Annotated in this window: 20 protein-coding genes; 13 read left to right on the forward strand and 7 right to left on the reverse strand. The window is 73.9% G+C overall.

The annotated features are described in order from the left end of the window. The 5 genes from VGR37_07380 to VGR37_07400 form a co-directional block, all read left to right on the forward strand. A partial coding sequence (locus VGR37_07380; protein HEV2147208.1) for a pyridoxal-dependent decarboxylase occupies positions 1-1,610 on the forward strand: 1,610 nt, incomplete at its 5' end. A gap of 100 nt (positions 1,611-1,710) precedes the next feature. Further along, the gene (locus VGR37_07385; GenBank protein ID HEV2147209.1) at positions 1,711-4,455 is read left to right on the forward strand and encodes a DUF5916 domain-containing protein; all 2,745 of its coding nucleotides are present in this window, start codon (positions 1,711-1,713) and stop codon (positions 4,453-4,455) included. Between the two features lie 131 nt (positions 4,456-4,586). Then, the gene (locus tag VGR37_07390) at positions 4,587-4,754 is read left to right on the forward strand and encodes a hypothetical protein (protein ID HEV2147210.1); all 168 of its coding nucleotides are present in this window, start codon (positions 4,587-4,589) and stop codon (positions 4,752-4,754) included. 85 nt (positions 4,755-4,839) lie between these two features. Next, a complete protein-coding gene (locus tag VGR37_07395) occupies positions 4,840-5,829 on the forward strand; it encodes a hypothetical protein (protein HEV2147211.1) in 990 nt (329 codons plus the stop codon). A gap of 50 nt (positions 5,830-5,879) precedes the next feature. After that, positions 5,880-6,974, forward strand: coding sequence for a glycosyltransferase family 4 protein (locus VGR37_07400; protein ID HEV2147212.1), 1,095 nt, complete (start codon positions 5,880-5,882; stop codon positions 6,972-6,974). 17 nt (positions 6,975-6,991) lie between these two features. Here VGR37_07400 and VGR37_07405 read toward each other — a convergent pair whose 3' ends face one another. Then, the gene (locus tag VGR37_07405; GenBank protein HEV2147213.1) at positions 6,992-8,152 is read right to left on the reverse strand and encodes a sigma-54 dependent transcriptional regulator; all 1,161 of its coding nucleotides are present in this window, start codon (positions 8,150-8,152) and stop codon (positions 6,992-6,994) included. 332 nt (positions 8,153-8,484) lie between these two features. Here VGR37_07405 and VGR37_07410 point away from each other — a divergent pair, with 332 nt between their 5' ends. Then, positions 8,485-10,185 carry a serine hydrolase gene (locus VGR37_07410; GenBank protein HEV2147214.1) on the forward strand — a complete coding sequence of 567 codons (1,701 nt, stop codon included), beginning with the start codon at positions 8,485-8,487 and terminating at the stop codon, positions 10,183-10,185. A gap of 30 nt (positions 10,186-10,215) precedes the next feature. Beyond that, the gene (locus VGR37_07415; GenBank protein ID HEV2147215.1) at positions 10,216-11,133 is read left to right on the forward strand and encodes a hypothetical protein; all 918 of its coding nucleotides are present in this window, start codon (positions 10,216-10,218) and stop codon (positions 11,131-11,133) included. Between the two features lie 322 nt (positions 11,134-11,455). On the opposite strand, the gene VGR37_07420 is transcribed toward VGR37_07415, so the two are convergent. Together VGR37_07420 and VGR37_07425 are read right to left on the reverse strand one after the other, a co-directional pair. Further along, complete coding sequence (locus VGR37_07420; GenBank protein ID HEV2147216.1) at positions 11,456-11,779, reverse strand: hypothetical protein; 324 nt, start codon at positions 11,777-11,779, stop codon at positions 11,456-11,458. Between the two features lie 84 nt (positions 11,780-11,863). Beyond that, on the reverse strand, positions 11,864-12,220 hold the full coding sequence (locus VGR37_07425) for a hypothetical protein (protein ID HEV2147217.1): 357 nt from the start codon (positions 12,218-12,220) through the stop codon (positions 11,864-11,866). A 181-nt stretch (positions 12,221-12,401) separates the two neighbouring features. On the opposite strand from VGR37_07425, the gene VGR37_07430 reads away from it, so the two are divergent. Further along, positions 12,402-13,700, forward strand: coding sequence for a GAF domain-containing sensor histidine kinase (locus VGR37_07430; GenBank protein HEV2147218.1), 1,299 nt, complete (start codon positions 12,402-12,404; stop codon positions 13,698-13,700). Between the two features lie 21 nt (positions 13,701-13,721). Here VGR37_07430 and VGR37_07435 read toward each other — a convergent pair whose 3' ends face one another. Beyond that, positions 13,722-13,865, reverse strand: a complete 144-nt coding sequence (locus VGR37_07435) for a hypothetical protein (protein HEV2147219.1) — start codon at positions 13,863-13,865, stop codon at positions 13,722-13,724. Continuing rightward, positions 13,862-14,086, reverse strand: coding sequence for a DUF433 domain-containing protein (locus tag VGR37_07440; GenBank protein HEV2147220.1), 225 nt, complete (start codon positions 14,084-14,086; stop codon positions 13,862-13,864). Before VGR37_07440 ends, VGR37_07435 begins: the two co-directional genes overlap by 4 nt. Before the next feature lie 306 nt (positions 14,087-14,392). Here VGR37_07440 and VGR37_07445 point away from each other — a divergent pair, with 306 nt between their 5' ends. The 4 genes from VGR37_07445 to VGR37_07460 all read left to right on the forward strand — a co-directional run bounded on the left by VGR37_07445 (position 14,393) and on the right by VGR37_07460 (position 21,935). Beyond that, positions 14,393-17,044, forward strand: coding sequence for an EAL domain-containing protein (locus VGR37_07445; GenBank protein ID HEV2147221.1), 2,652 nt, complete (start codon positions 14,393-14,395; stop codon positions 17,042-17,044). A 132-nt stretch (positions 17,045-17,176) separates the two neighbouring features. Continuing rightward, positions 17,177-19,255 (forward strand): EAL domain-containing protein, encoded by a 2,079-nt coding sequence (locus VGR37_07450; GenBank protein ID HEV2147222.1) that lies wholly within the window; start codon positions 17,177-17,179, stop codon positions 19,253-19,255. Beyond that, entirely contained in the window at positions 19,252-20,928 is a 1,677-nt protein-coding gene (locus VGR37_07455; GenBank protein HEV2147223.1) for an EAL domain-containing protein, read from the forward strand. The genes VGR37_07450 and VGR37_07455 overlap by 4 nt, the downstream gene beginning before the upstream one ends. 119 nt (positions 20,929-21,047) lie before the next feature. Beyond that, entirely contained in the window at positions 21,048-21,935 is an 888-nt protein-coding gene (locus tag VGR37_07460; protein HEV2147224.1) for a L,D-transpeptidase, read from the forward strand. Positions 21,936-22,155: 220 nt separating this feature from the next. Here VGR37_07460 and VGR37_07465 read toward each other — a convergent pair whose 3' ends face one another. Next, positions 22,156-23,406 carry an MFS transporter gene (locus VGR37_07465; GenBank protein ID HEV2147225.1) on the reverse strand — a complete coding sequence of 417 codons (1,251 nt, stop codon included), beginning with the start codon at positions 23,404-23,406 and terminating at the stop codon, positions 22,156-22,158. A 43-nt stretch (positions 23,407-23,449) separates the two neighbouring features. Continuing rightward, a complete protein-coding gene (locus VGR37_07470; protein HEV2147226.1) occupies positions 23,450-23,902 on the reverse strand; it encodes a MarR family transcriptional regulator in 453 nt (150 codons plus the stop codon). Positions 23,903-24,018: 116 nt separating this feature from the next. Between VGR37_07470 and VGR37_07475 the strand changes: the two genes are divergently transcribed. Further along, positions 24,019-24,607: LacI family DNA-binding transcriptional regulator (locus VGR37_07475; protein HEV2147227.1), on the forward strand; the 589-nt coding region annotated here is incomplete at its 3' end.

The following is a 24,607-nucleotide window of genomic DNA, read 5'->3' on the forward strand; positions in this document are numbered from 1 at the left end:
CCCATGCGCCCGGTCTGTTCGTGGAGCCCGGGAGCGGCGCCCCGGAGGACTGGTTCGCCCCGGGCGGCCCCGCCCCGCTGCTGGAGGCGGAGTGCGAGCGGCGCCTCCGGGCGATGGCCGCGGCCTTCCGCGCCCCCGGACGCCCCAGCCCGGTGGCGCCTCCGGGCGCGCTGGAGGGGCTCTTCCTGGACACCGCCGTCCCGCACGAGCCGGTGGGGCTGCACGCCTACCTGGACCGGTTGGAGCGGGACGTGGTGGCCCACTCGCCGGACACGGCGGCTCCGGGCGTCCTGGCGCACATGACCTCCGCCCTGCCGTCCTTCGCCCGCCCGCTCGCCGCGCTGGTGGCGGCCATGAACCAGAACCTGGTCCGGGCGGACGCCTCGCGCGCCGTCACCCCCTGCGAGCGGCAGACCGTGGGGATGATGCACCGCCTGGTCTACGGGGAGGGCGAGGCGTTCTACGGCCGGCACGTGCAGGACCCCGCGAGCACCCTGGGGGTGGTGGTCTCCGGCGGCACCCTCGCCAACGTCGCCGCGCTCTGGGTGTCCCGCAACCGGGCGCTGGGCCCCGTCCCGGGCTTCGCAGGGATCGAGGAGGAGGGGATGGCGTCCGCGCTGGAGGCGCACGGCTGCCGCGGGGCCGCCGTGGTGGGTTCGGCGCTGATGCACTACTCCTTCGACAAGGCCGCGGGGATGCTGGGGCTCGGCGCACGCAGCCTGGTCCGCGTTCCCGTCGATGCCCAGCAGCGGGTGGACGTGCGCGAGCTGCGGCGCGCGATGGACGACTGCCGCGCCCGCGGGGTGCGCGTCCTCGCGGTCGTGGGGGTGGCGGGGACCACCGACGCCGGGAGCGTGGACCCGCTGGACGAGGTCGCCGAAGTGGCCGCAGAGGCCGGGGCCCACTTCCACGTGGACGCCGCCTGGGGAGGGGCGCTGCTTTTCTCCGAGCGCCATCGTGCGCTGCTGGCCGGGATCGAGCGCGCCGACTCGGTCACGCTGGACGCCCACAAGCAGCTCTTCCTCCCGCTGGGGCTGAGCCTGGCGCTCTTCCGCGATCCCGCGGCGGCGGCGGCCATCGAGAGGCACGCCAACTACATCCTGCGCGAGGGGACCGCGGACCTGGGGAGACGCACCCCCGAGGGGTCCCGCCCCGCCGCGGCGCTGCACCTGCACGCCGCGCTGCACCTGCTGGGCCGGAGCGGGTACCGGCGCCTGGTGGACGAGGGGGTCCGCAAGGCCCGCTACCTGGCCGACGCGGTGCGCCGCGCCCCCGACTTCCAGCTCCTCACGGAGCCGCAGACCAACATCGTCCTGTACCGCTACCTCCCGCCGGCGCTCCGCGGGCCCGGCGGCGGGCCCCTGGGCGACTCCGCGGCCGCGCGGGTGGACGAGCTGAACGTGGAGCTGCAGCAGCTCCAGGGTGAGCGCGGGCGGAGCTTCGTGTCCCGTACCCTCGTGGCGGGTCCCGCCGCGGACCCGCGCCTGCGGGTGGCGCTCCGCGCGGTGGTCGCCAGCCCCGTCACGGGCGAGGCCGACCTGGACGCCGTGCTCCAGGAGCAGCGGGAGATCGGCCGGGAGCTGGCGCCGGAGGCCGGCGGCAGGAGCTGACCTGACCGTGGAGCACAATTTGCAGCAAAACTTGCGATCCGCTCCGGGCGCGGCCCCCTGCGCTGGCGAGCCCACGACTACCTCGCGCATCTCCTACGTCATGCTCCGTATTCGCCTCGTAGCGGCCGTCCTGGCCGGAGCGCTCGCCCTGCACGCAGACCTCGACGCCCAGGCGCGGCCCGACAGCGCGTCCGCCGGGGAGGGGCGCCGCGTCCTGCGGGCCGCCGAGCTCGCCGGGGCCGTGCGGCTGGACGGGCGGTTGGACGAGCCCGCCTGGGTGGAGGCGGAGCCGGCCACCGACTTCACCCAGAGCTATCCCAGGGCCGGCGAGCCTGCGCGGCAGCGCACCGAGGTCCGCATCCTGTACGGCCCCGACGCGCTGTACGTGGGCGCGCGGCTCTGGGACACCGCGCCGGACTCCATCGCCGCCCAGCTCGCCCGCCGGGACGTCACCGGGATCTACTCGGACTGGGTGCACGTGCTGATCGACTCCTACCTCGACCGGCGCAGCGCCTTCCGCTTCTCGGTGAACCCGCGCGGAGTGCAGCGGGACGTGTTCCACTACGACGACGGCAGGGAGGACGCGTCGTGGGACGCGGTGTGGGAGGCGGCGGTGACCACCGACTCCACCGGGTGGACCGCCGAGTTCCGCATCCCCCTGTCGCAGCTCCGCTTCGCCTCCGGCATCCCGGAGGGCGGCCGCGTCTGGGGGCTCAACATCCTGCGCGACGTGGCCCGCTACGAGGAGCGGTCCGCCTGGTCGCCGTGGACGCCCCGCGACCCCGGCCTGGTGTCGCGCTTCGGCGATCTGACCGGGCTGGACGGGATCCGCGCCCCCCGGCGGCTGGAGATCGCCCCGTACGCCAGCACGCGGCTGGACCGGGCCCCGGCCGGGAAGGGCGCCCCCGGCGACCCCTTCTACCGCCGCACCGAGGGGGGGACCGGGGTGGGGGTCGACGCCCGCGTGGGGCTGCCGCTGGGGCTTACCCTCACCACCACCATCAACCCGGACTTCGGGCAGGTGGAGGCCGACCCGGCCGAGGTCAACCTCACCGCCTTCGAGACCTACTTCGCCGAGCGGCGGCCCTTCTTCACCGAGGGGGCCAACCTGTTCGGATTCGGGGACCTCGCCGCCTTCACCACCTACGGGGGGTTCGGGTCCTTCTATTCGCGCCGCATCGGACGCCAGCCGCAGCGCTCCGTCCGCACGGGGAGCGTGGTGGACGGCCAGCGGGTCCTCTTCGCCGACGTGCCGGAGCAGACCACCATCGCCGCGGCCGCGAAGGTCACCGGCAAGACGCCCGGCGGGTGGTCCGTGGGCCTGCTGAACGCGGTCACCACCGGCGAGGACGGGCTCTTCCTGGGAGAGCAGGTGGCCGGTGGCGACACCCTGCGCGTGCGGGGGCGGACGGAGGTGGAGCCGTGGAGCAACTACTTCGTGGGCCGGCTGCGGCGCGACCTGAACCGCGGCGCCACCGTGCTGGGCGGGCTGGCCACCGCCACGCACCGGCGGCTGGACGATCCCGCCCTGGCCGGCCTCCTGCGCTCCTCCGCGTACCACGGCGGCGTGGACTGGGAGCACGCCTGGGCCCGGCGGACGTGGAGCTTCAGCGGCTACCTGTCGGGGAGCGACATCCGGGGGGAGCGGGGGGTGATCCGCGCCGTGCAGAACTCGCCGGCTCACTACTTCGGGCGCCCCGACGCCGACTACCTGGAGGTGGACACCACGCGCACCGGGCTGGGCGGATACTCCGGCGGGGTGGCGCTGGCCAGGACCGGGGGACGGCACTGGCTGGGCTCGGTGGCCCTCCAGGCGGTCAGCCCCGGGTTCGAGGTCAACGACCTGGGGTTCATGGACCGGGCGGACTACCGGTCCGCCTCGGGGATGCTGATCTACCGGGAGGACCGGCCCGCGCGGGGGCTCCGCAACTACGAGGTGTCGTTCCGCACCAACCAGGCGTGGAACTACGGGGGCGACTGGATCTACCAGCGCTACACCCTGCGGGGCGCCCTGCAGCTTCCCAGCTTCTGGCGGTGGACGCTGCGCCTGGCGGGGTCGCCCTCGTACGTGAACGACCGGCTCACGCGCGGGGGGCCGCTGGCCAGCATCCCGGCCCAGGGGGACGTCTCCGTGACCTATGCCTCCGATTCGCGCAAGCGGGTTCAGGTCGGGGGCGAGGTGTTCTACCGCGCTGACGAGTCCGGCGAGTACGACTTCATCACCTCGGCGAGCGTGGACGTGCGTCCGCGCGCCAACCTGCGGGTGCGCCTGTCGCCGGCCGTCACGCTGGAGCACGACACAGACCAGTACTTCGGCGCGGTGGCGCGCCCCGCGGACGACCCGGCCACCTTCGGGCGGCGCTACGTGTTCGCGGACATCGACCAGACCACCCTGTCGCTGGGCACGCGCGTGGAGTGGACGTTCACCCCGCGCCTGTCGCTGCAGCTCTACGCGGCGCCGTACATCCGGGCCGGCGACTACGTGGCGTTCAAGGAGTTCCTCCGTCCGGGCGGGTTCGACTTCGCCGTCTACGGGCGCGACGTCGGCACCGTGACCCGCGACGACGCCACCGGCGTCTACCGCGTGGACCCCGACGCGGAGGAGGGGAGCGCCCGCCCGTTCACCTTCCGCGAGCCGGACTTCACCTTCCTGTCGCTGCGCGGCAACGCGGTGCTGCGCTGGGAATACCGGCCGGGCTCGGCGGTCTTCCTGGTCTGGCAGCAGGACCGGGAGCGCACGGACTCCTTCGGTGACTTCGAGATCGGGCGCGATCCGGGGGCGCTGTTCCGCGAGCCCGCGCGCCACGTGCTGCTGCTGAAGGCCACGTACTGGATCGGCCGGTAGGCCGGGTGCGGGCCCGAGGGCCTGCTCCCCATCCATCCGTACCCGTCTCCACCCACAGACACCCGAGCTTTCCCCGGGCGGGCCTCCTCCAGAGGCCGCGCCCGGGAGCGTGCGCCCTGCGCCCGGGCGCCGTGGTCGCGCGCCACGAGGCGCTGCGCGTCGTGTTCGAGGAGGAGGGGGGCGAGCCGCCGCGGCAGCGCGTGCTCCCCCCCGCACCGGTCCCCCTCCCCGTGGCGGAGGGGGGCGCAGGGGTTACGATCCCCGGCTTCCTCCCTCGCCCCTGGACCGAGCGGGTCTGATCCGACCCCCGGCGCGGCGGCCCATGCCGCCCGTCCCCCGCTCCGCCGCGGCGGAGCACTACACCTCCACCCAGCAGACCCTTCGATGAACACGGCCGAGATGGAACGCGCCGGGCCCGACGGGGCGCCGACGCTCGCGGAAAGGCTGGCCTCTGCGGCCGGCGGTGTGGCGGCATTCACCCGGCAGGGTGCCTCCTGGGCGACCGCCTGGGCAGACGCGGTCTGGATGCGCGCCAGCTGGATGCTCCCCGGGCCCGCCAACGAGCGCGAGATCCGCGTGATCGCCATGCGCCGCAGCGGACATCACGCGGTGGTCAACTGGATCCGGCTCCATCTCCCCGGCCGCCACTGCTTCCTCAACGAGTGCCTCCCGAACGCCAACCCGTTCGAGAGCTGCGCCCGGAGCGTATGCCGGGTCTGGACGGGGAGGGTGCAGCACCGGCGCATCTTCTGGGACCAGGAGATTGCCGGGCGCCACAGCAAGAAAGGAATTCTGCTGTACAACTTCGAGGACGAGCGCCTGGAAGACGTGGCGTCCGCCCGGTTCGAGGCGAACCGTGCGCGATGGCTGGGGGAGAGCCGGGAGCGAACCGACGTGCTGGTGCTGCGTGACCCCTTCAACCTGCTGGCCAGCAAGCTCCGCTGGGCATACGGCCGGCACGCGCAGCCGGCACTGGAGGAGTTCCCCGGCCTCGTCGTGCTGTGGAAGCAGCACGCCCGGGAGTTCCTGGGTGAGACCCAGTGCCTGGGAGCCGGTACGGTCGGGATCAACTACAACCGGTGGTTCACCGATGCCGGGTACCGGCGCGAGCTGGTCCGGAAGCTGGGGCTCGTCGGCGACGGCGACCGCGGCTTGCAGCAGGTCGCCCGCTTCGGACCGACCCTCTGGGGCGACACCTTCGACGGCATGAAGTACGACGGGCGGGCGCAGCAGATGAAGGTGCTGGAGCGCTGGCACACCTACCGGGACGACCCGCTGTACCGGAGCCTCTTCCGCGACCCGGAGCTGATCGAGCTGTCCGAGAGGATCTTCGGCCGGATCCCCGGGACGGAAACGCTGTTCGCTCCGGGGTGACCCGCGCCGTCCCGCGACCCCGTCATCCACTCTCGAACCGGAGCCGCCACTTGCCTTCCACCATCGCAGCCGAGCCGTCCCCCGCCGCCCCTGCCCGGCCGCGCGGACGCATCCTGTTTCTGGACGCGATCTCCCCCAACGGCTATGGCCGCGAGGTGCTTTCCGCCCGCGCCTCAGGGGGCACGCAGTCCTCCATCGTACGCGTGGCCGAGAGCCTCGCCGGGAGCTTCGAGGTCGTCGTGGCCCAGATCGGCCGCACCGCCCCCGCGCCGGGCGCAGTCCGCTACGTCCGCCTCGTTCCGGCGGAACTGGAAGGCGAGAGCTGGGACGCGATCGTGGCCGTCCGCCACCCCCAGGCGATCCCCATGATCCGCGCCCGCCTCCCGGAGGTGCCCCTTTTCCTGTGGATGCAGGATCTGGTGGACTGGTGGCCGCGCGACCTCTGGGCCATGATCGCACGGGGGAACGTGCGAGTGGTCGCGAACTCCCACTTCCACCGGAGACACATGCTGGCCGAAGCCGCGCGGTCCGCCCCGGACCTGCCGGCTCTCCGGATCACCACGATCCCGAACCCGGTGGACGACAGCCTCGGCCCGGATGGGACCCCGGTCGATCCCGAGAAGCTGGTCTTCTTCAGCGCGCCCTCCAAGGGGCTCCGGGAAACGCTGGAGCTCTTCCGGGCCGCCCGCGCGGAAAACCCCGCCTACCGCCTGTACGTCGCGAACCCGGGCTATCAGCCCGTTCCCGACTTCGCCGAGCACCCGGGGGTGGTGGACCTTGGGCCTCTCCCCCAGGGGGAGGTGCTCCGCCACGTGCGTGAGGCGCTCTGCGTCTTCTACCCCAACCGGGTGTACGCGGAAACGTTCGGGCTCGTCTTCGCCGAGTCCAACGCGGTGGGAACGCCGGTGCTGACCCACCCGCTCGGGGCCGCGCCGGAGGTACTCCGCCCGGCCGGGGAGCAGATCGTGAACTGTGCGGACCCGGCGGCCGTGCTCGACCGCCTGCGAGAGTGGCGCGCGGGCAATCGGCCAGCCGTGCACCTGCGGGGCCGCTTCCGGCTCCGCGCCGTCGCACGCGCCTGGGAGCGCCTGCTCGGCTCCGAGCTACCGGCGCGCAGGCCCGAGTCCCGACGGGGATGCCCATGACCCGGCGCCACTCCGGATCACATCTCCGTCTCCTTCAGCAGGTTGTAGAATCCGCGGCGGCTCACGCCCAGCAGGCGCGCGGCCTCCATTTTGTTGCCGTTGGCCCTGTGGAGCGCCTCCGCGCTGAGCAGGCGCTTCAGCCGCAGGACGGCCGCATTGAGGTTGAGTTCCATCTCGGGGGACTCACCGTCCAGCATACCATGGTCCCTCCAGATGGCCGGAGGCAGGTCGAACGGGTGCAGGGTGTCGCCGCTATCCGGCGCCGCGATCGCGATCGCACGCCCGACGACGTTCTCCAGCTCGCGCACGTTTCCCGGCCAGTCGTACGCTTCCAGCAACTCCAGGGCAGAGAGGCTCAGGTGACGCAGGGGGGAGTCCTCGGATCCTCCGTGCTTCTTGAGAAAGTGGCTGCAGAGGAGAGGGACGTCCTCCTTGCGCGTTCGGAGCGGCGGCAGGTTCAGCTCCACCACCTGGAGCCGGTAGTACAGATCTTCGCGGAGCACGCCGTCCGCTAGCGCCTGCGCGAGGTCCCGGCTGGAGGCCACGAGGATGCGGACGTCCACGGGCCGGGTGTCGTTGCTCCCCACCCGCTGGACCTCGCGCTCCTGGATGGCCCGGAGGAGCTTGGCCTGGACCGCCGGCCTGATCTCGGTGATCTCGTCCAGGAAGAGCGTGCCGTGATGCGCCGCCTCGAAGCACCCGGTGCGGGTAGTGACGGCCCCGGTGAATGCGCCCCGCTCGTGCCCGAACAGCTCCGACTCCACCAGGTTCTCCGGGAGCGCGGCACAGTTGAGTGCCACGAAAGGACGGTCGGCCCGGCGCGAGTGCGCGTGGATGAAGCGGGCGAACATCTCCTTTCCAGTCCCGCTCTCGCCGTTGATGAAGACCGTGGCGTCCTTGGGAGCCACCCGGAGCGCCAGCTTGCGCAGCCTCTGCATCGCCCTCGAGTTTCCGATCAGCTCGGGTGCCTTCCGGGATCTCCGGGCCATCGTCGTGGAGGTGCCTCCCCGCCCGGACTCGCCCGCGGGGAGTAGATCATCAAAGCCTGCCAGATCGTTGTGCCTCATCAGCTCTCCTGCAAACGCGGTACGACTTGATCGCGGACGCTGAGGTGGCGCGGCCACCGGTACCCATCTCGGCTCCGCGCGGGCCAATCGTGGCGGTTGGCGCGATAGCATATTACGAGACTGGGATAGCAATTTAGCAGCCAGCCCACATGCCTGGTAGTACTGTTCCGAGGGAAGCACGCATGCCAGGTGCAGAAAGGCGCGCTCTCTCTGGGTGGTGCCCCAACCCCTGGTGCCCCATCGGATTGAAGCGAGCCCCGCCGTCGTGGGTGCCGCTCTTGCAGTCCCGGTACGGCGGGTCGCGCCCGGCGGCGCGACGCTCAGGAGCGGGAACGCGCGGGTGCGTGGGCCCCGCCCTCACCCGTCGTAGAGGGATGACGAAGCTTTCTAGAGGTCGTAGGGCCGGATGCGGAGGCGGAATCCTGCTGAAACGTGCCACCGGCATGGCCGCCGCCTGGCTCGCCGCGTGCGGACCTCCGGACTCGCGCGCAGCCGGGGTCCGGGAGGAGCCCCCGGCAATCCACGTCCGGCCCGTGGAGGCGCCGCCCTCCGGCCCCGCCGTGCTCCGGGGCCCCGATTCCGCCGCCGTCCGTGCCCGCATCGACTCGGTTTTCGCCCCATTCGACCGGCCGGGCTCGCCGGGGTGCGTGCTCGCGGTGATGGAGGCCGGGGAGATCGTATACGGTCGCGGGTACGGCTCGGCCGACCTCGCACGGGGTACCCCGCTCACCCCTGCCAGCGCCTTCGACGGGGCCTCGATGGCCAAGCAGTTCCTGACCTTCGGCATCGCCCTCCTGGCGCGGGAGGGGAAGCTTTCCCTCGACGATCCGGTTCAGAAGCACCTTCCGGAGCTGCCGGACTACGGGGCTACCGTCACTCTCCGGCACCTGGCCCATCACACGAGCGGGCTGCGGGATGCCGACGCCCGGTGGCTCTCCGGCCAGAGGATCGCCGATCCCTCGCAGCTGCCGGGGCTGAGCTTTCCGCCCGGCGACCGGCACATGTACGACGACACCGGCTACGCGCTGCTCCAGCGGGTGATCGAGCGCGTCTCCGGGCAGTCCTGGGCCCGCTTCGCCCGGACGCGGATCTTCGACCCCCTCGGGATGACCCGCAGCGGCTTCCCCGAGGATGATCCCGGGCCGCTGCCTTCCCGGGTGCGCGCCTACGCCCCGTCGGGGGGCGGATACCGTCTCCGCGTGTCGGGCGCGGACCAGGGGTTCACGACCACGCCCGAGGACCTGGCGAAGTGGGACCGCAACTTCTACGACGCGCGCCTGGGCGGACCCGCCGTGCTCCGGATGATGCTCGAAGAAGGGCGATTGAACAGTGGAGAGACCATCCCATACGCCCTGGCCCTGCACACTGAGCCGTACCGGGGGCTGCGGCGCGTCTGGCACGGGGGGCTGGCGGCGGGATACCGCTCACAGTTCATGCGATACCCCGACCAGCGCACCTCCGTGCTGGTCATGTGCAACGTCTTCCAGGTGGCGGAGCCCAACGGCCTCGCCGAGCGCGTGACCGACATCGTCCTGGAGGACGCGATCAGGCGCGCGGAGGCGCAGCTCCCGGTGGCGCGCCCCAGGGAGCCGGTGCCCGCGCCCACACCCGCGGAGCGGGAGCGCCTGGCGGCGATCTACGTGAGCCGCGCCGAGCAGGCGATCCGGCCCGTGCGGAGCCACGGAGACCGGCTGGAGATGCGGCAGTGGATCACCTGGCACGCGCTGCAGCCGCTGGGAGGGGGACGGTTCCGCGTGCACGGACAGCCGCTCACGCTGCTCTTCCGCCTAGGCCCCGGGGGGACGCGCGTCCTCGAGGAGCACTGGGACGGCCGCCGCACGCCGACGATCCTGGAGGCGGTCCCCGAGGGCTCGCTCCCCGCCGCCGAGCTGGACCGCTACACCGGCCCGTACCGGAGCGATGAGCTGGGGACGACCTGGGTGCTCGCGCGGGAGGGCGGTCTCCTCCGCGTCTCCGAGGGGCCGCTGGGGGGGCTCCGCCTGCACCCTGCGGGCCCGGACACCTTCACCGACCGGGAGTACCTGCTGGTCGTTTTCCGCCGGGATCCCGCGGGCCGCGTGGCGGGATTCACCGCGGCGACCCCACGGATCCGGAACGTCGAGTTCTCGAAGCGCGCCCGCTGAGCCCGTCACCCGAAGCCGATCTGCAATCGCATGACAGCCCGCTCCACGCTCGTCCCGGCCGCGGCCGCCCTCCTCGTCGTGGCGGGCTGCACCCCTCCGGAGCTTCCTCCCGCGCAGCCGGGGTCCGCTCCGCCCGAGCCGGAGCTGGTGCAGCCCGGCGTGATCTCCACGCACCGCGAAGAGAACTTCCCCACGGTCGACCCGGTGGACGGCTCCCTCTGGTTCTCCTCCTACGAAGGACAGAACTTCAACCGGCAGACGATCATGCGCGCGCCCCGGGAGGGCGGCGGCTGGGGAGCCCCCGCGCCGGTGATCCTGGCTCCGGGCGACGAGTGGGGCGGGCGGGCGCCCCGCTTCTCGCCGGACGGGCGGAGGCTGTACTTCACCTCCAACCGCCCCGTCGTCCCGGGCGCGGCGAGCCGGGACATGAACATCTGGAGCGTGGAGCGGCAGGGCCGTGACGGCTGGGGCGAGCCACGCCCGCTTCCGGCGCCGGTGAATTCCGACGCGGCGGACATCCATGCCGCCGTAACGGCCGTCGGCGACCTGTTCCTGGCCTCGCGGCGGCCCGGGGGATCAGGCCTCTCCGACGTCTACCGTATCCCCCGGCAAGGGGATGGCTGGGGCCCCGCCGAGCACCTGGGCCCGCCCATCAACGATGAGCTGAGCCAGCCGGACCTGCTGGTCGCCCCGGACGGCTCCTGGATGGTCCTCGTGGTCACAGGCCATCCGCAGGGCCTGGGAGAAGACGACCTGTTCTTGAGTCGGTTCGAGAATGGCCGCTGGAGCCCGCTGGAGCACCTGCCGGCCCCCATCAACGCCTCAGGGTACGAGTACGGCCCCACGCTCTCGCCGGATGGGACGACCCTCTACTTCAACAGCGACCGGCGCGGGTCCGCGGACATCTACCGAATCCCGCTCTCGGCGCTGGGCGTGGGCCGCCGGTGATGCGGAGCACCCCCGGACCTGGCGACGTGTTGCTACGTAACTCAGCAGTCCGACCAGGAGCGTCTCGGCGGTGTCCACGCCGGCGGCGCTGACCGGGTCCGGATAGCTGACGTACCCCGCCTCGGCCGCCCTCGCCTTCACGTACTGAGCGAGGGTGGTCTTCCCGAACCCCGGCGATCCCTCAATGGTCTTCGAGAGCTCGGCGCACCTCCGATCACGCCGAGCAGACGCTCCGCCTCGGCTCTTCGCCCACGCTGTCCGATGATACCTCTGCGGCTGTCTCCGCCCGGTAATCTAGCCGGACGGGCGGCGCGCACCAGCGCTAGGGGAGCGGCTCCGCTTCCAGGGCGCGGCGCATCCGCCCGGTCTCGTCGCGCATGCGCCGCAGCCCGGAAAGACGGTTGACGTTGGCGGCCTGCAGGGTGAACAGCACCGTCGCCGCCTCCGGGTCGCGGCGGAGCCGACCGACGTCCACGGCGCCGGGCTCCGTCCCGTCCAGGAACATCCGGCGCATGAACGGCATCGAGCGCGCGAACTCGGGGACGGCGTCCAGGATTGTTCCGCGGAACTGCTGCAGCCGCGCCGCCTCGCTGTCCAGGGAGGCGGCGTGGGCCACCATCAGGGCGCGCAGGGAGTCGTTGCGCACCAGCCGCAGGTCGCCCGTCCCGATCAGCGCCCGGTACGCGCCGGTGACCGGCCGGAAGTCGGACGCCCGTCCCGCGTGCCCGATTCACCGCACCAGCGAGTCCCCCGGGGGGGCGGGAAGGACCCCCTCCAGCGCCGCCAGCGCGCGGCGGGTGAAGACTCCCGCGACGCTGTCCTCGGCGATCGCGTCCGCCAGGCGCTCCTCGTTCTCGCGCGTCTCGGCCAGGACCTGCGCCAGGTAGGCGCGCTCGCGCTCGCGCTCCTGCCGGCCCTCCCACCACGCCTGCGCGCCCAGCGCGGCGAGCACGCCCGCGACGATCACGGCGAACTCCCGCAGCACGCTCTGCCACCCCCCGGGCGCGCCGAAGCGGAGCAGGCGCCGACGCGGGGCCGGGGCGCGGCGCCGGGTGTCGGCGGGGTCGGGCGGGGCGGTGGCGGACATCGGACCGAAGGGGCCGGGGTGAGGACGCCGGGGGATGGACCAATGGTAGGACCGGATGCGGCCGAGCACCAGACAAACGTCGCGCGGCCGGAGCGGGCACGATATTCTCAGCTGGGGCGCGAGCGCCACGGGCGCCGTTTCACCCCACCCGTCCGAGCGACCCGGCGAACTGGACCGCAGCATGAGCGACGCATCCCGCACCCGCCCGCGCGTCAGCACGCGCGAGGCGCTCCGCTTCCTCACGGAGGCCGGCCAGACGCTCGCGGCCTCGCTGGACTACGAAGCGACCCTCCAGGCCGTGGCGGAGCTCGCGGTCCCGCGCGTGGCGTGCTACTGCGCGGTGGACATCCTGGAGGTGGACGGCCGGGTGCGGCGCCTGGGAATGGCGCACGTGGACCCGGAGCGGGTGGAGGTGCTCCGGCGCACGGCGGCCCTTCCGTCCGACCCGCGGTGCGGCTCGCCGCTCTCGCCGGTGCTCCGGAGCGGCGAGCCGGTCCTGGTCTCTCCCGTGTCGGACGACTGGCTGCGCGAGACCGCCTGGGACGAGACGCACCTGGGGCTGATGCGCCAGCTCGCGCCCACCTCGCTGATCCTGCTTCCGCTGATCGCGCGCGGGAACGTCCTGGGCGTGCTCGTGCTCGCGTCCACGCGCACCGACCGCCACTACGGCCAGGACGACCTGGCGCTGGCGGGCGAGCTGGCCCGCATCGCGGCGGTCTCCATCGACAACGCCCGCCTCTACCAGCGGGCGCAGGACGCCGTCCGGGCGCGCGACGAGATGCTGCGCGTCGTGTCGCACGACCTCCGCAACCCGATCGGCGCCGTCACCATGGGGGCGTCCTTTCTCCTCGAGGAGGCTCCGGAGGAGCTGCGGCAGGGGCCGTTCGGCCGGACGCTGCAGACGATCCGGCGCTCCGCCGAGCGCGCCAACCGGATGATCGAGGACCTGCTCGACGTCTCGCGCATCGAGGCCGGGCGCCTCGTCGTCGAACCCACCCCGCAGCCGCTGGTGCCCCTGCTCGACGAAGCGGTGGAGGCGCACCGCCACCTCGCGGCGGAGCGGGGGATCGGCCTCGAGTGGCACCCGGGCGATGCCCGCCCGTGGGCCGTGGTCGATCGCGACCGCATGCTCCAGGTCGTCGGCAACCTGCTCGGGAACGCGCTGAAGTTCACGCCCGAGGGGGGACGCGTCGAGGTGGGGCTGGAGAGCGCCGGGGACGAGGTCCGCTGCTGGGTCGCGGACACCGGGCCGGGAATCCCCCCCGAGCACCTTCCGCACCTCTTCGACCGGTTCTGGCAGGCGAGCCGGACCGACCGGCGCGGACTCGGGCTGGGGCTCGCGATCGCCGAAGGCCTCGTGGCCGCGCACGGCGGACGGATTTGGGTGGAGAGCGAGGTCGGCGTGGGGAGCACCTTCATCTTCACACTTCCCGCCGCACGCGACGCAGGGGGCGCGACGGAGGACGCGGCGCCTCCCTGACGCCGCTTCGCAGCCTCCCGGTCAGTCTGGCGGATACAGATGCAGGATCTCCCCGGGTCCAATGGAGGCCACCGCCTGCTGCAGCGCGGGGACGAGGGGAAGAAGGTGTTCCAGCTTCAGCCGGCGGGGGAAGAGGACGCGCTTCGCCCGGCTGATCCGGCTCACGCGGCATCCGGAAGCTGTGAGAGGAGAGCCCGGGCGGCCTGCTCCAGGAAGGCGATCACCTGCTCGCGGGTGACACTGGGAAAACCGTCGAGGAAGCTGTCGATGGTATCGCCCTCCTCCAGATAGTCGAGGAGCGCTTGAACGGGCACGCGGGTTCCGACAAAAACCGGGGTGCCGCTCATGATCTCGGGGTGGCTGTGCACCACAGGCATCTCAGGCATGACTGTCCAGCGGTTCGGGGAAGCCTCGGGACATCTCCAATCTAACCGGAAAGGGCAGACAGTCGAACCGGAGAAACCGTTTCGAGGCTTCTCGCGCCCACATGGCTCACGTTCCGTGCCGGAGCGCGGGTGCTGTCACCTGGGCTTCACACCCCGGGTTCCCCTCCCGGGGTTGCGAAGACTATTGCGCGCGCGGCGATTTCATCACACTTTGCGACACTCCCTGCCGAAGCTCCCTCCGCACGCACTCCGGCACAGAACGGCAGGCCCGCGCGCCCCACCGCTGATCCGCCTCTTCGCCCTCCCATGACCGAAATCCTCCAGCTCGTCCCGATCCGGGACGGGGCCGCCCCGCTCTCCGCGGAAGACGCGGAGCCGCCGATCTTCTTCCCGGGGGCGCCGGCCCGCCCCCAGCGGGTCCCGGCGCTCCGCCTGGTCCGCGCCGGCGCCCCCTACAGCGCCGAGCGCGCCCGCCTCCTCCGCGACCTGGAGGGGGCCGGCGAGGTGGACGGCCCGGCGCTCCGCCGGCTGGCGGCGCTCCTGGCCCGTACCCTGGGCGCGCCCTTCGCGCTGGTGTCGATCGTGGACGGGGAGCGGCACCACCTGGCGGCCGGGGCGGGGCTCCCGGAGGGGTGGGCCGCCCCGCGCGACCTTCCCGCCGCCTCGGCTCCCTGCGACCAGGTCGTCGAGACCGGCGGCCTCCTGGTGCTCGACGAGGTGCGGCGGAGCAAGCGCGCGCGGGAAACGAGCCTGGTGCGCGAGCTGGAGGTCCGGGCCTACGCCGGCGCCCCGCTGCGCATGCGGTGCGGGACGGTGGTGGGGTGCCTGTGCGCCATGGACACGCGGCCGCGCCCCTGGACCGCGGAGGAGGTGGAGGCGCTGGAGGAGGTCGCCGCCGCGGTCGAGGCGCTGCTGGGGCGGCAGCTGGCGGAGACCGGGCGGGGCCGGGCCGAGCGCGCCCTGGAGGAGCGCGAGACCTACTACCGCACGCTGATGGAGCACACCCAGGAGGTGATCCTGGTGGTGGACGAGGAGGGGAACGTCCGCACCATTACCCCCTCCGCCGCGCGCGCGCTGGGCTTCGCCCCGGACGAGATGCTGGGGCGGTGCGCCATGGAGCGCATCCACCCGGACGACCGCCGGAACGTGGGCGCCATCCTCTACACCCAGGCGACCGGCGGCACCCGGCCGCTGGAGTACCGCGTGCGGCACCGCGACGGCGGGTGGCGCCTCTTCGAGGGGATCGGGCGCGACCTCCGCCACGACCCCGCCATCCGGGCGATCGTCATCAACGCCCGCGACGTCACCGACCGGCGCCGGGTGGAGGGGGACCTCCTCCGGCTCGCCGCCTTCCCCCGCAACAACCCCAACCCCATCCTGGAGTGCGACCGCGCCGGCCGGCCTGTGTACGTCAACCCCGCCGCCGAGCGCCTGGTCCGCGAGCTGGGGGTGCCCGGCCCCGCCGGCCTCCTCCCCCGGGGGCACGACGGGCTCGTCCTGGGCTGCCTGGAGAGCGGCGAGGGGATCCGCGAGGTGGAGGTGCGGGTGGCGGCGCGCATCTTCGCCTGGACCTACCAGCCGGACCTGACGGTGGACACCGTGCACCTCTTCGCCGAGGAGGTCACCGAGCGGAAGCGGGTCGAGGAGCGCCTGCTGCACGACGCCCTGCACGACGCCCTCACCGGGCTCCCCAACCGGCCCTTCTTCATGGAGCGGCTGGGGCAGGCCATGGCCCGCGCGACGCGACGCGCCGCCGACAGCATCGCCGTGCTGTTCATGGACCTGGACCGCTTCAAGCTGGTCAACGACTCGCTGGGCCACCCCGCGGGCGACGAGCTGCTCGGCGCGGTGGCGCTCCGGCTCCGGGGATGCCTCCGCCCCTCCGACACCGTCGCCCGCTTCGGCGGCGACGAGTTCGCTGTGCTGCTGGAGGACCTGGGCGGGGTGGCGGACGCCACGCGCGTCGCCGAGCGGATCCAGGCCGCCGTCTCCACACCGCTCACCCTGGGCGGCTACGAGGTCTTCACCGGGGTGAGCATCGGGATCGCCCTCCCCTCCGGCGGGGAGGAGAGCCCGGAGGAGCTCCTCCAGAACGCCGACACCGCCATGTACCGGGCGAAGGCCTCGCGCACCTCGCGCTACGAGGTGTTCGACCCGGGGATGCACGCCGCGCTGCTGCAGCGGCTGCAGACGGAGATGAGCCTTCGCCGGGCGGTGGAGCGGGAGGAGTTCCGGCTCCACTTCCAGCCCATCGTGTCGCTGCGCACCGGGCGGATCGCCGCCCTGGAGGCGCTACTCCGCTGGGAGCACCCGGAGCGCGGGCTGCTGGGCCCCGACGAGTTCATCCACGTGGCCGAGGAGACGGGGCTCATCCTCCCCATCGGCGGCTGGGTGCTCCGCGAGGCGTGCCGCGCGCTGCGCGCCTGGCACGACGAGTTCCCCGGCATCCCGCTGGGCGTGAGCGTCAACCTTTCCGTCCGGCAGATCCGGACGAAGGGGCTGGCCGACGAGGTCCGCGCCGTGCTGGAGGAGACCGGGGTGGACGCGAAGGCGCTGCGCCTGGAGATCACCGAGACGGTGGTGATGGAGGACGACGGGGACGCCGGGGCGACGCTGGAGGCCCTGCGCGCGCTGGGCGTGCAGCTCCACATGGACGACTTCGGGACCGGGTACTCCTCGCTGAGCTACCTGCACCGCCTCCCCCTGCACACCGTCAAGATCGACCGCTCCTTCGTCAGCCCCATGGAGGCCGAGTTCGGGGCCGCGCAGCTGGTGCGCACCATCGTCCCGCTGGCCCACGCGCTCGGGCTCGAGGTGGTGGCGGAGGGGGTGGAGACCGCCGCCGTCGTCGGCGTGCTCCGCGGCCTGCGCTGCGAATACGCGCAGGGGTACCACTTCTCGCTCCCGCTGGAAGCGTCCCGCGTACGGGAGCTGCTGGCCTCGGACCCGCGCTGGTGAGGCCGCGGAGAGCGGGCTCCTTGAGCTTCGGCCGCCGGGGCGGTATCCTTTCCCGGCGAACGCTTCTCCCGCCGGGCCGCTTCGCGCCGCTGGCCGCCCTCCGCGAACGGTAATCCCGCCCCCGCCCCCATCGTGACCGCGCTCCCGCAACCGGTGCTCCCGCTCCGCCCTGTGCCCGCCCACCCCGGCGGCCCCCCGGACGCGTCCCTCCCCGAAGGGGAAGGACTGCTCCACACCCTCCTCGCCAGCGTGGCCGAGGGGGTGGTGGTGTGCGACCCGGAGCTGCGGTGCCGGGTGTGGAACCGCGTGATGGAAGAATGGACGGGGATCCCGGAGGCGGAGGCGCTGGGCCGCACCGTGGCGGAGCTGTTCCCGCAGCTGCGGCGCTTCGGGATCGACCAGCTCCTCCTCCGCGCGATGGGGGGCGAGACGGTGCGCTCGCCCGACATCCCCTTCCGGCTCCGGCGCACGGGGAAGTCGGGGCTGGCGGCCGGGCGGTACGCGCCCCTGCTCGCCCCCGGGGGGGAGGTGCTGGGGGTGCTCGCCACCATCCGCGACGTCACCGACCGCCGGCGGGTGGAAGAGGAGAACCTCCGGCTCGCCGCCTTCCCGCGGGACATACCCAACCCGGTGCTGGAGTGCGACGCCGCCGGGCGCATCGCCTACGCCAACCCCGCCGCCGAGCGGGCCGCCGGGGAGGCCGGCGTTCCCGTGGAGGGGCTCCTCCCGCACAACAGCCCGCAGCTCGCCCGCTCCGCCCTGGAGACGGGGCGGGGCTTCCGGAGCGTGGAGGTGGCGCTGCGGGGGCGGATCCTCGCCTGGACCTACCACCCGCACCCCGCGCTGGGGGTGGTGCACCTCTTTGCCGAGGACGTCACCGGGAGGCGGGCCGTGGAGGAGCAGCTCCGCCACGAGGCGCTGCACGACCCGCTCACCGGGCTCCCCAACCGGCACCTGTTCCTGGAGCACCTGGCCCGCGCGCTCCTCCGCGCCCGGGAGCATCCGGAGTACCCGTTCGCGGTGCTCTTCCTGGACCTGGACCGCTTCAAGCTCATCAACGACTCGCTGGGCCACCACGTGGGCGACCGCCTCCTCTGCGTGGTGGCGGCCCGGCTGCGCGGCGCCCTCCGCGCCGAGGACACGGTGGCGCGCTTCGGCGGGGACGAGTTCGCCCTCCTCCTCGCGGACATCGCCGGGCCGGACGTGGCGGTGGAGACCGCGGCGCGGATCCAGGCCGCGATCTCCGCCCCGGTGAACCTGGACGGCTACGAGGTCTACACCTCCGCCAGCGTCGGCATCGCGCTCTCCTCCGCGGACTACGGGCGCCCCGAGCACCTGCTCCGCAACGCGGACGTGGCCATGTACCGCGCCAAGGCGGCGGGGAACGGGCGCTACGAGATGTTCGACCGGGCGATGCACGCGCACGCCCTCCTCCGGCTGCAGCAGGAGACGGAGCTGCGCCACGCGCTGGACCGCGGGGAGATGCGCCTGGTCTACCAGCCCATCGTGGCGCTGGCGACGGGGCGGATCGAGGGCTTCGAGGCGCTGCTGCGCTGGGTCCACCCGGAGCGGGGGACGGTACCCGCGGGGGACTTCGTCCCGCTGGCCGAGGAGACGGGGATGATCCTCCCCATCGGCCGCTGGGTGCTGGAGGACGCCTGCCGCCGGCTCCGCGAGTGGCAGGACGCCTTCCCCGGCCGCGCCCCCGCCCTGAGCGTCAACCTGTCGGTGCGGCAGTTCGACCAGCCGGACCTGGCCGAGCAGGTGGAGGGGGCGCTGCGCGCCTCCGGCGCCGACCCCGCCGGGCTGCGGCTGGAGATCACGGAAAGCGTGCTGGCGCAGAGCCCGGACCTCGCCGCGGCGACGCTGATGCGCTTCCGCGCCCTGGGGATCGGGGTGCACATGGACGACTTCGGGACGGGGTACTCCTCCCTGGCGCTCCTGCACCACCTCCCGCTGGACGTGCTCAAGATCGACCGCTCCTTCGTGCGGCGGATCGGCGGGGAGGGGGACGCGCTCCCGGTGGTGCGGACCATCGTGGCGCTCGCCGGGAGCCTGGGGCTGGCGACGGTCGCGGAGGGTGTGGAGACGCCGGAGCAGCTCCGGGCCGTCCGGGAGCTGGGGTGCGGCTCCGCGCAGGGATACCTCTTCTCCCGCCCGGTGGAAGCCGACGCGGCGCGCGCGCTGCTGGAGGCCGCGCCCCGCTGGTGAGCGGACCGCCGGACTCCGGGGAGCGCTACCGCGCCCTCTGGGAGGAGGCGGCCCACGCCGCCTTCGCCACCGGGGCGGACGGGCGCTTCGTGGAGGCGAACCCCGCCGCCGCGGCGCTCTTCGGGTACCGGCGGGAGGAGCTGCTCGGCCTGCGGCTGGCCGACCTGTACGCCACCCCGGAGGACGGCGAGGCCCTGGAGCTGGAGATGGAGCGCGCCGGCGCGCTCCGGGAGCGCGAGGTGCGGCTCCGCCGCCGCGACGGGAGCGTGCTCGCCTGCGAGGTGACCGCCGCCCCCCGCCGGGGCGAGGGGGGGATGCAGGGGATCGTGCAGGACGTCACCGCCCGGAAGCGCGCCGAGGTGCAGCTCGCCTACGGCGCCCTGCACGACCCCCTCACCGGCCTCCCCAACCGGCACCTCTTCCTGAGCCGGCTGGAGCAGGCCGTGAAGCGGCTCCGGCGGCGGGGCGAGGCCTCGCTGGCCGTGCTCGCGCTGGACCTGGACCGCTTCGCCCTGGTCAACGACTTCCTGGGGCACGACGCCGGCGACGAGCTCCTCCGCGCCCTCGCCGCCCGCCTGGCCGACGCGCTGCGCCCCGGGGACACCGCGGCCCGCTCGGGCGGGGACGAGTTCACGGTGCTCCTGGAGGACGTCCCGGACGCGCTGGCCGCCACGCGGGTGGCGCAGCGCGTGCTGGCCTCCCTCGCCGCCCCCTTCCAGCTCCGCCGGTACGAGGTCAGCGTCACCGCGAGCGTGGGGATCACGATGCACGCGGGCGGCGGCGCCACGCCGGACGACCTGCTCCGCGACGCGGGGACCGCGCTCGCTCGCGCCCGCTCGCGCGGGCGGGGCAGGTTCGAGGTGTTCGACCCGGAGGTCCACGACGCGGTGGGGGAGCGCCTGCGCCTGGAGGCGGAGCTGCGCACGGCGGCCGAGCGCGGGGAGCTGCGGCTGGAATACGAGCCGCTGGTGGCGGTGGAGGAGGGCGCGGTCACCGGCTTCGGGGCGCTGCTCCGCTGGGAGCACCCCGCCCGCGGTCCACTCCCCGCCGGGGAGTTCGTCCCGGTGGCGGACGGGGCCGGCGCGGCGGTCCCCCTCGCCGGGTGGATGCTGGGGGAGGCGTGCCGGCAGCTCCGCGCCTGGCGCGAGCGCTTCCCGGAGCGGGGCCTCACGCTGTGGGTCCGCCTCTCGCCCCGCCAGCTCGCCCGGCCGGAGCTGGCGCACCTGCTCTCCGAGCGGCTGGCGGAGACGGGTATGGACCCCGCCGCGCTCCGGCTGGAGGTCGCGGAGGGCGCGCTGACGGAGTACGCGGGCGCCGCCGCGGCGATGCTGGCGCGATGGAAGGAGGTGGGCGTGGGGCTGTGCGCGGCCGACTTCGGCTCGGGGCCCACCTCGCTCGGCGACCTCCACCGCCTCCCCGTCGACGCGGTGGCGGTCGCCCCCGCGCTGGTCGCTACACTCGTCCCGGGTGCCGGGGCCGGATCCGTGGTCCCCGTCCTCGCCGCCCTCGCCCACGACCTCCGCCTGACCGTGGTCGCCGAGGGGGTCGAGACCGCCGAGCAGCTCCAGGCGCTCCGGGCGCTGCGCTGCGAGTACGCCCGCGGCCCCTTCTTCGGGCCGCCGCTGGACGCCGCCGGCGCGGACCGCTTCCTCGCCGACGCCCCACGCTGGTAGATTTCCTGCAGGCCCCTTTCCCTCCTGCTCCCACCGGCGGATCCCGGCGGAGCAGGGGACCGGGCCCCGCTCCGTCCGGAGCGCGCCCCGCTCGAACCACCCCCTTCACCGGTCGCACCATGCAGTCCCCCCGCATCGCCCTCTTCGTCCTCGCCGCCGCCCTGCTCCTGCCGGGCTCCCCGGCCCCGGCGCAGCCGGCGCTGCCGGCGCCGCCCACCCCCGCGTTGCGGCTGGTCGTCAACGTCCCGGCCGGCCGGCTGGACCTGGTGCGCGGCGACTCGGTGCTGAAGAGCTACCCCGTCTCGGTGGGAACCTCCAAGTACCCGACCCCGACGGGGACCTTCTGGATCTCCACCGTGATCTGGAATCCCCGCTGGCACCCGCCCGAGAGCGAGTGGGCGCGGAACCGGAAGCCGGAGCCGCCCGGCCCGGGCAACCCCATGGGCCGCGTGAAGCTCCACATCTCCGAGCTCTACTACATCCACGGAACACCCAGCACGGCGCGCCTCGGCTCGCCCGCCTCCCACGGCTGCATCCGGATGGCGAACGCGGACATCGTCGACCTGACGCGGCGCCTCCACGCGGACCGGACGCCGGGGTTCACGGGGGCCCCGCTCAACTACCTGGTCGCCAACCCCAAGGTGACGCACCCGGTGCCGATGCACCGCCCCGTGCGGCTGGACGTGGTGTACCGGATGGTGGAGATCCGCGACAACGAGCTGCGGCTCCACCCGGACGTCTACCGGCGCGGCCAGCGGAGCGTGCTGCAGGAGGCCCGCGACCAGCTCCGCGCCCGGAACCACCCGAAGGAGCAGGTGGAGCACCAGGCGCTCACCGACGCGTACCGGGAGTGGGGGCGGAAGGGGAGGGCCCGGCTCCCGCTCGCCACGCTCGCGGCTCCCTACGTGCCGCCGATGCCGGTGGTGCCGGACCGTCCGGCCGCCCCCCGGCTCCTCGGGGTAGAGGTGGCGATGGCGGACAGCGCGGTCGCCGCTGTCGCACCCTGATGCCGAGTGGGGTCTGTCGCGTGGGGTCGGCGGGGGGAGGCTCCTCCGGCGGTGCGAAACTCGCCCAACCGGCGGGGCGAGAGGTGAGTGCAGTCCGGGCTCAAACAGACGCACCGCCTGCTGAGCCTCCCCCCACCTCCCGGGCACCCTCTCCGGCAGCACCAGAACGCGAAGGGGCCGCTCCCTCGCGGGGGCGGCCCCTTTCGCACTTTCGCACTCCCTACCCCACCGGCTCCGGCACCGGCGGCACCGGCGCCGCCCCCGCCAGCTCCGGCTCCGGGAGCGCCCGCCAGGTGAGGATCGCCATGGCGACCAGGAGCACCGCGCCGGCCACCGTGCTGGCGCCGAACCCCGCCGCCTCGTAGAGCACCCCCGACGCCGCGCTCCCGATGCCGAAGCCGATCTGGCCCGTCCCCATTGTGAGGCTCATCAGCACCCCTCGGCGCTCCGCCTGCACCAGGGCGGTGAGCAGCGCCTGGAAGGGACCGATCCGGGCGGCGAAGAGGATCATCGCCACGAAGAAGAGCGGGTAGGCCGCCCACACCCCGCGCACCAGGGGGACCGTGAGCACCATCAGCACGGCCAGCCCCAGCGACGCGCCGACGATCAGCCGCTTCCGGCCGATGCGGTCGGACAGCTTGCCCGCCCGGGGCCCGGACAGGACGTTGGCGATCCCCCCCACCAGGAATAGCGCGGCCACCTGCTGCGGCGTCGCTCCCACCGAGCTCTCCAGCCAGGTGGGGAGGTAGGTGATGAAGAACGCGTTCCCCATGAACATCAGGAAGAACACCGCCGCCGCGGCCGCGATCTCGCGCCGGCGGACCAGCTCGGCGTACGCCCGCAGCGCCGCGCCCACCGTGAGCCGCCCATGAAAGCGCGCCACGTCCGGCTGCGGCACCGCCCGCCAGATCAGGAGCAGGGCGAGCGCGCACACCGCCCCGAGCGCCAGGAAGGGGAGGCGGAAGCCCCGCTCCGCCGCGAGGACCGCGCCGAGCGGCACCCCGACGATCTGCCCGGCGGCGATCCCGCTCATCACCCACCCGGCGGCCCACCCGCGCCGCTCGTAGGGGAAGTAGTCGCCGACGTACGCCATCGCGGCGCCGCTCAGCACCCCGCCGGCCATCCCCGCCAGCGCCCTCGCCGCCAGGAGCGAGGGGTAGTCGAAGGCCAGCGCGTGCGCCGCGAGGGCCAGGGCGAGCGCGCCGGTGCCCACGAGCAGGATGGCGCGGCGCCCCAGCTTGTCGGAGATGGGCCCCGCGGCGAAGGCGAAGATCCCCACCATCACCGCGTCCGCCGTCACCAGCGTTCCCAGCAGCGAGGCGGGGATGCGGAGCTGTTCGCCGATGCGCGGGAGGAGCGGGGCGATGAGCATCACCTGGCTGCTGGCGACGAACACCATCAGCCAGAGCGAGAAGAGGATCAGCCCGGGGGGGGAGGCGGCGCCGCGCGCCGCCGGGGAGGGCCGGTTCAAGGGCGAGCGACCGGAGCGGGACAGACCCGGCGGGGGTCCCGGGTCACCCCGCGAAGGCGTGCGAGCCCAGGCGGTCGAGCAGGGTGGCGAGGTGCTCCCGCTCCTCGGGCGAGAGCGTGGCCAGGATGGCGGCCTCGGCTTCCGCCTGCGCGCGGGCGCCCGCCTCGTAGCAGCGGCGGCCGGGCTCGGTGATGACGGCGAGGACGCTACGCCGGTCGCCCGGGTCCGGGACGCGGCGCACCAGGGCGTCGCCCTCCAGCCGGTCCACGAGCTGGGTCACGTTGGAGCGGACGCACGACAGGCGCTCCGCCAGCTGCCCCAGGGGGAGCGGCTCCCCGGCGGCCACCAGGTGGCGCAGCACGCCCATCTTGGCGAGCGAGAGCCCCACCGGCTCCAGCGCGTGCTCGATCCGGTCCGCCACGCCGGAGCCGGCGTGCAGGATCCGCATGGCCAGGGAGGCCCCGGCGCAGGGGCTGGTCTCGTCAAGTTCCGTCATCCCTGAAAGTTGCCAGCCGGCGCCGCCGCGGTCAAGCGCGCGAGGCGCCCCGTCCGCCGGACGGCCGTCCGAACGAGACCCTTGACTTCCGATCTGCTAATACGTATTAGCATACCATGACGTCGCCGCTCTCCTCCCGTTCCGTGACCGCGCACGACGTCGCACGCGCGGCCGGGGTGTCGCAGGCGACGGTGTCGCTGGTGCTGGGCGGGAACCCGCGGGCGCGGATCGCGGCGGCCACGCGGGAGCGGGTGCTCCGGGCCGCGGAGGAGCTGGGGTACCGCCCCAACATCCTGGCGCGGGGGCTGGTGCGGGGGCGATCGTACGCGCTGGGGGTGATCGTCCCCGACCTCGCCAACCCCTTTTTCCTGGAGGTGGTGCGGGGGATCGAGCGGGTGGCGGCGGCGGAGGGGTACGCCACCCTCCTCTGCGACGCGCGGGGGGCGGCCCCCACGCGGCACCTGGAGGCGCTGCGGGCGCGGCAGGTGGACGGGGTGATCCTGGACCCCTCCGGCGCCGACTCGCTCCCCGCCGACGCCGTCACCGACCTGAACGTGGTGGTGGCGGACCGCCCCTCCGACCGCTTCCCCGGGGTGGCGAGCGACGCCGAGGCCGCGGGCCGCCTGGCCGCGGAGCACCTCCTGGGGCTGGGGCACCGCGAGGTGGCCTTCATCGGCCCGGCGAGCGAGGAGCACGCCTTCCGCA

This window comes from Longimicrobiaceae bacterium (assembly GCA_035936415.1).
In the GTDB taxonomy this organism is placed as follows: domain Bacteria; phylum Gemmatimonadota; class Gemmatimonadetes; order Longimicrobiales; family Longimicrobiaceae; genus JAFAYN01.

Excerpts from the sequence above, each read along its gene's own strand:
- VGR37_07385 (HEV2147209.1), top strand. The coding sequence starts at position 1,711 with ATGCTCCGTATTCGCCTCGTAGCGGCCGTCCTGGCCGGAGCGCTCGCC.
- VGR37_07430 (HEV2147218.1), top strand. The coding sequence starts at position 12,402 with ATGAGCGACGCATCCCGCACCCGCCCGCGCGTCAGCACGCGCGAGGCG.
- VGR37_07440 (HEV2147220.1), bottom strand. The coding sequence starts at position 14,086 with ATGCCTGAGATGCCTGTGGTGCACAGCCACCCCGAGATCATGAGCGGC.
- VGR37_07405 (HEV2147213.1), bottom strand. The coding sequence starts at position 8,152 with ATGCTATCGCGCCAACCGCCACGATTGGCCCGCGCGGAGCCGAGATGG.
- VGR37_07470 (HEV2147226.1), bottom strand. The coding sequence starts at position 23,902 with ATGACGGAACTTGACGAGACCAGCCCCTGCGCCGGGGCCTCCCTGGCC.
- VGR37_07415 (HEV2147215.1), top strand. The coding sequence starts at position 10,216 with ATGACAGCCCGCTCCACGCTCGTCCCGGCCGCGGCCGCCCTCCTCGTC.
- VGR37_07395 (HEV2147211.1), top strand. The coding sequence starts at position 4,840 with ATGAACACGGCCGAGATGGAACGCGCCGGGCCCGACGGGGCGCCGACG.
- VGR37_07460 (HEV2147224.1), top strand. The coding sequence starts at position 21,048 with ATGCAGTCCCCCCGCATCGCCCTCTTCGTCCTCGCCGCCGCCCTGCTC.
- VGR37_07445 (HEV2147221.1), top strand. The coding sequence starts at position 14,393 with ATGACCGAAATCCTCCAGCTCGTCCCGATCCGGGACGGGGCCGCCCCG.
- VGR37_07410 (HEV2147214.1), top strand. The coding sequence starts at position 8,485 with ATGGCCGCCGCCTGGCTCGCCGCGTGCGGACCTCCGGACTCGCGCGCA.
- VGR37_07425 (HEV2147217.1), bottom strand. The coding sequence starts at position 12,220 with ATGTCCGCCACCGCCCCGCCCGACCCCGCCGACACCCGGCGCCGCGCC.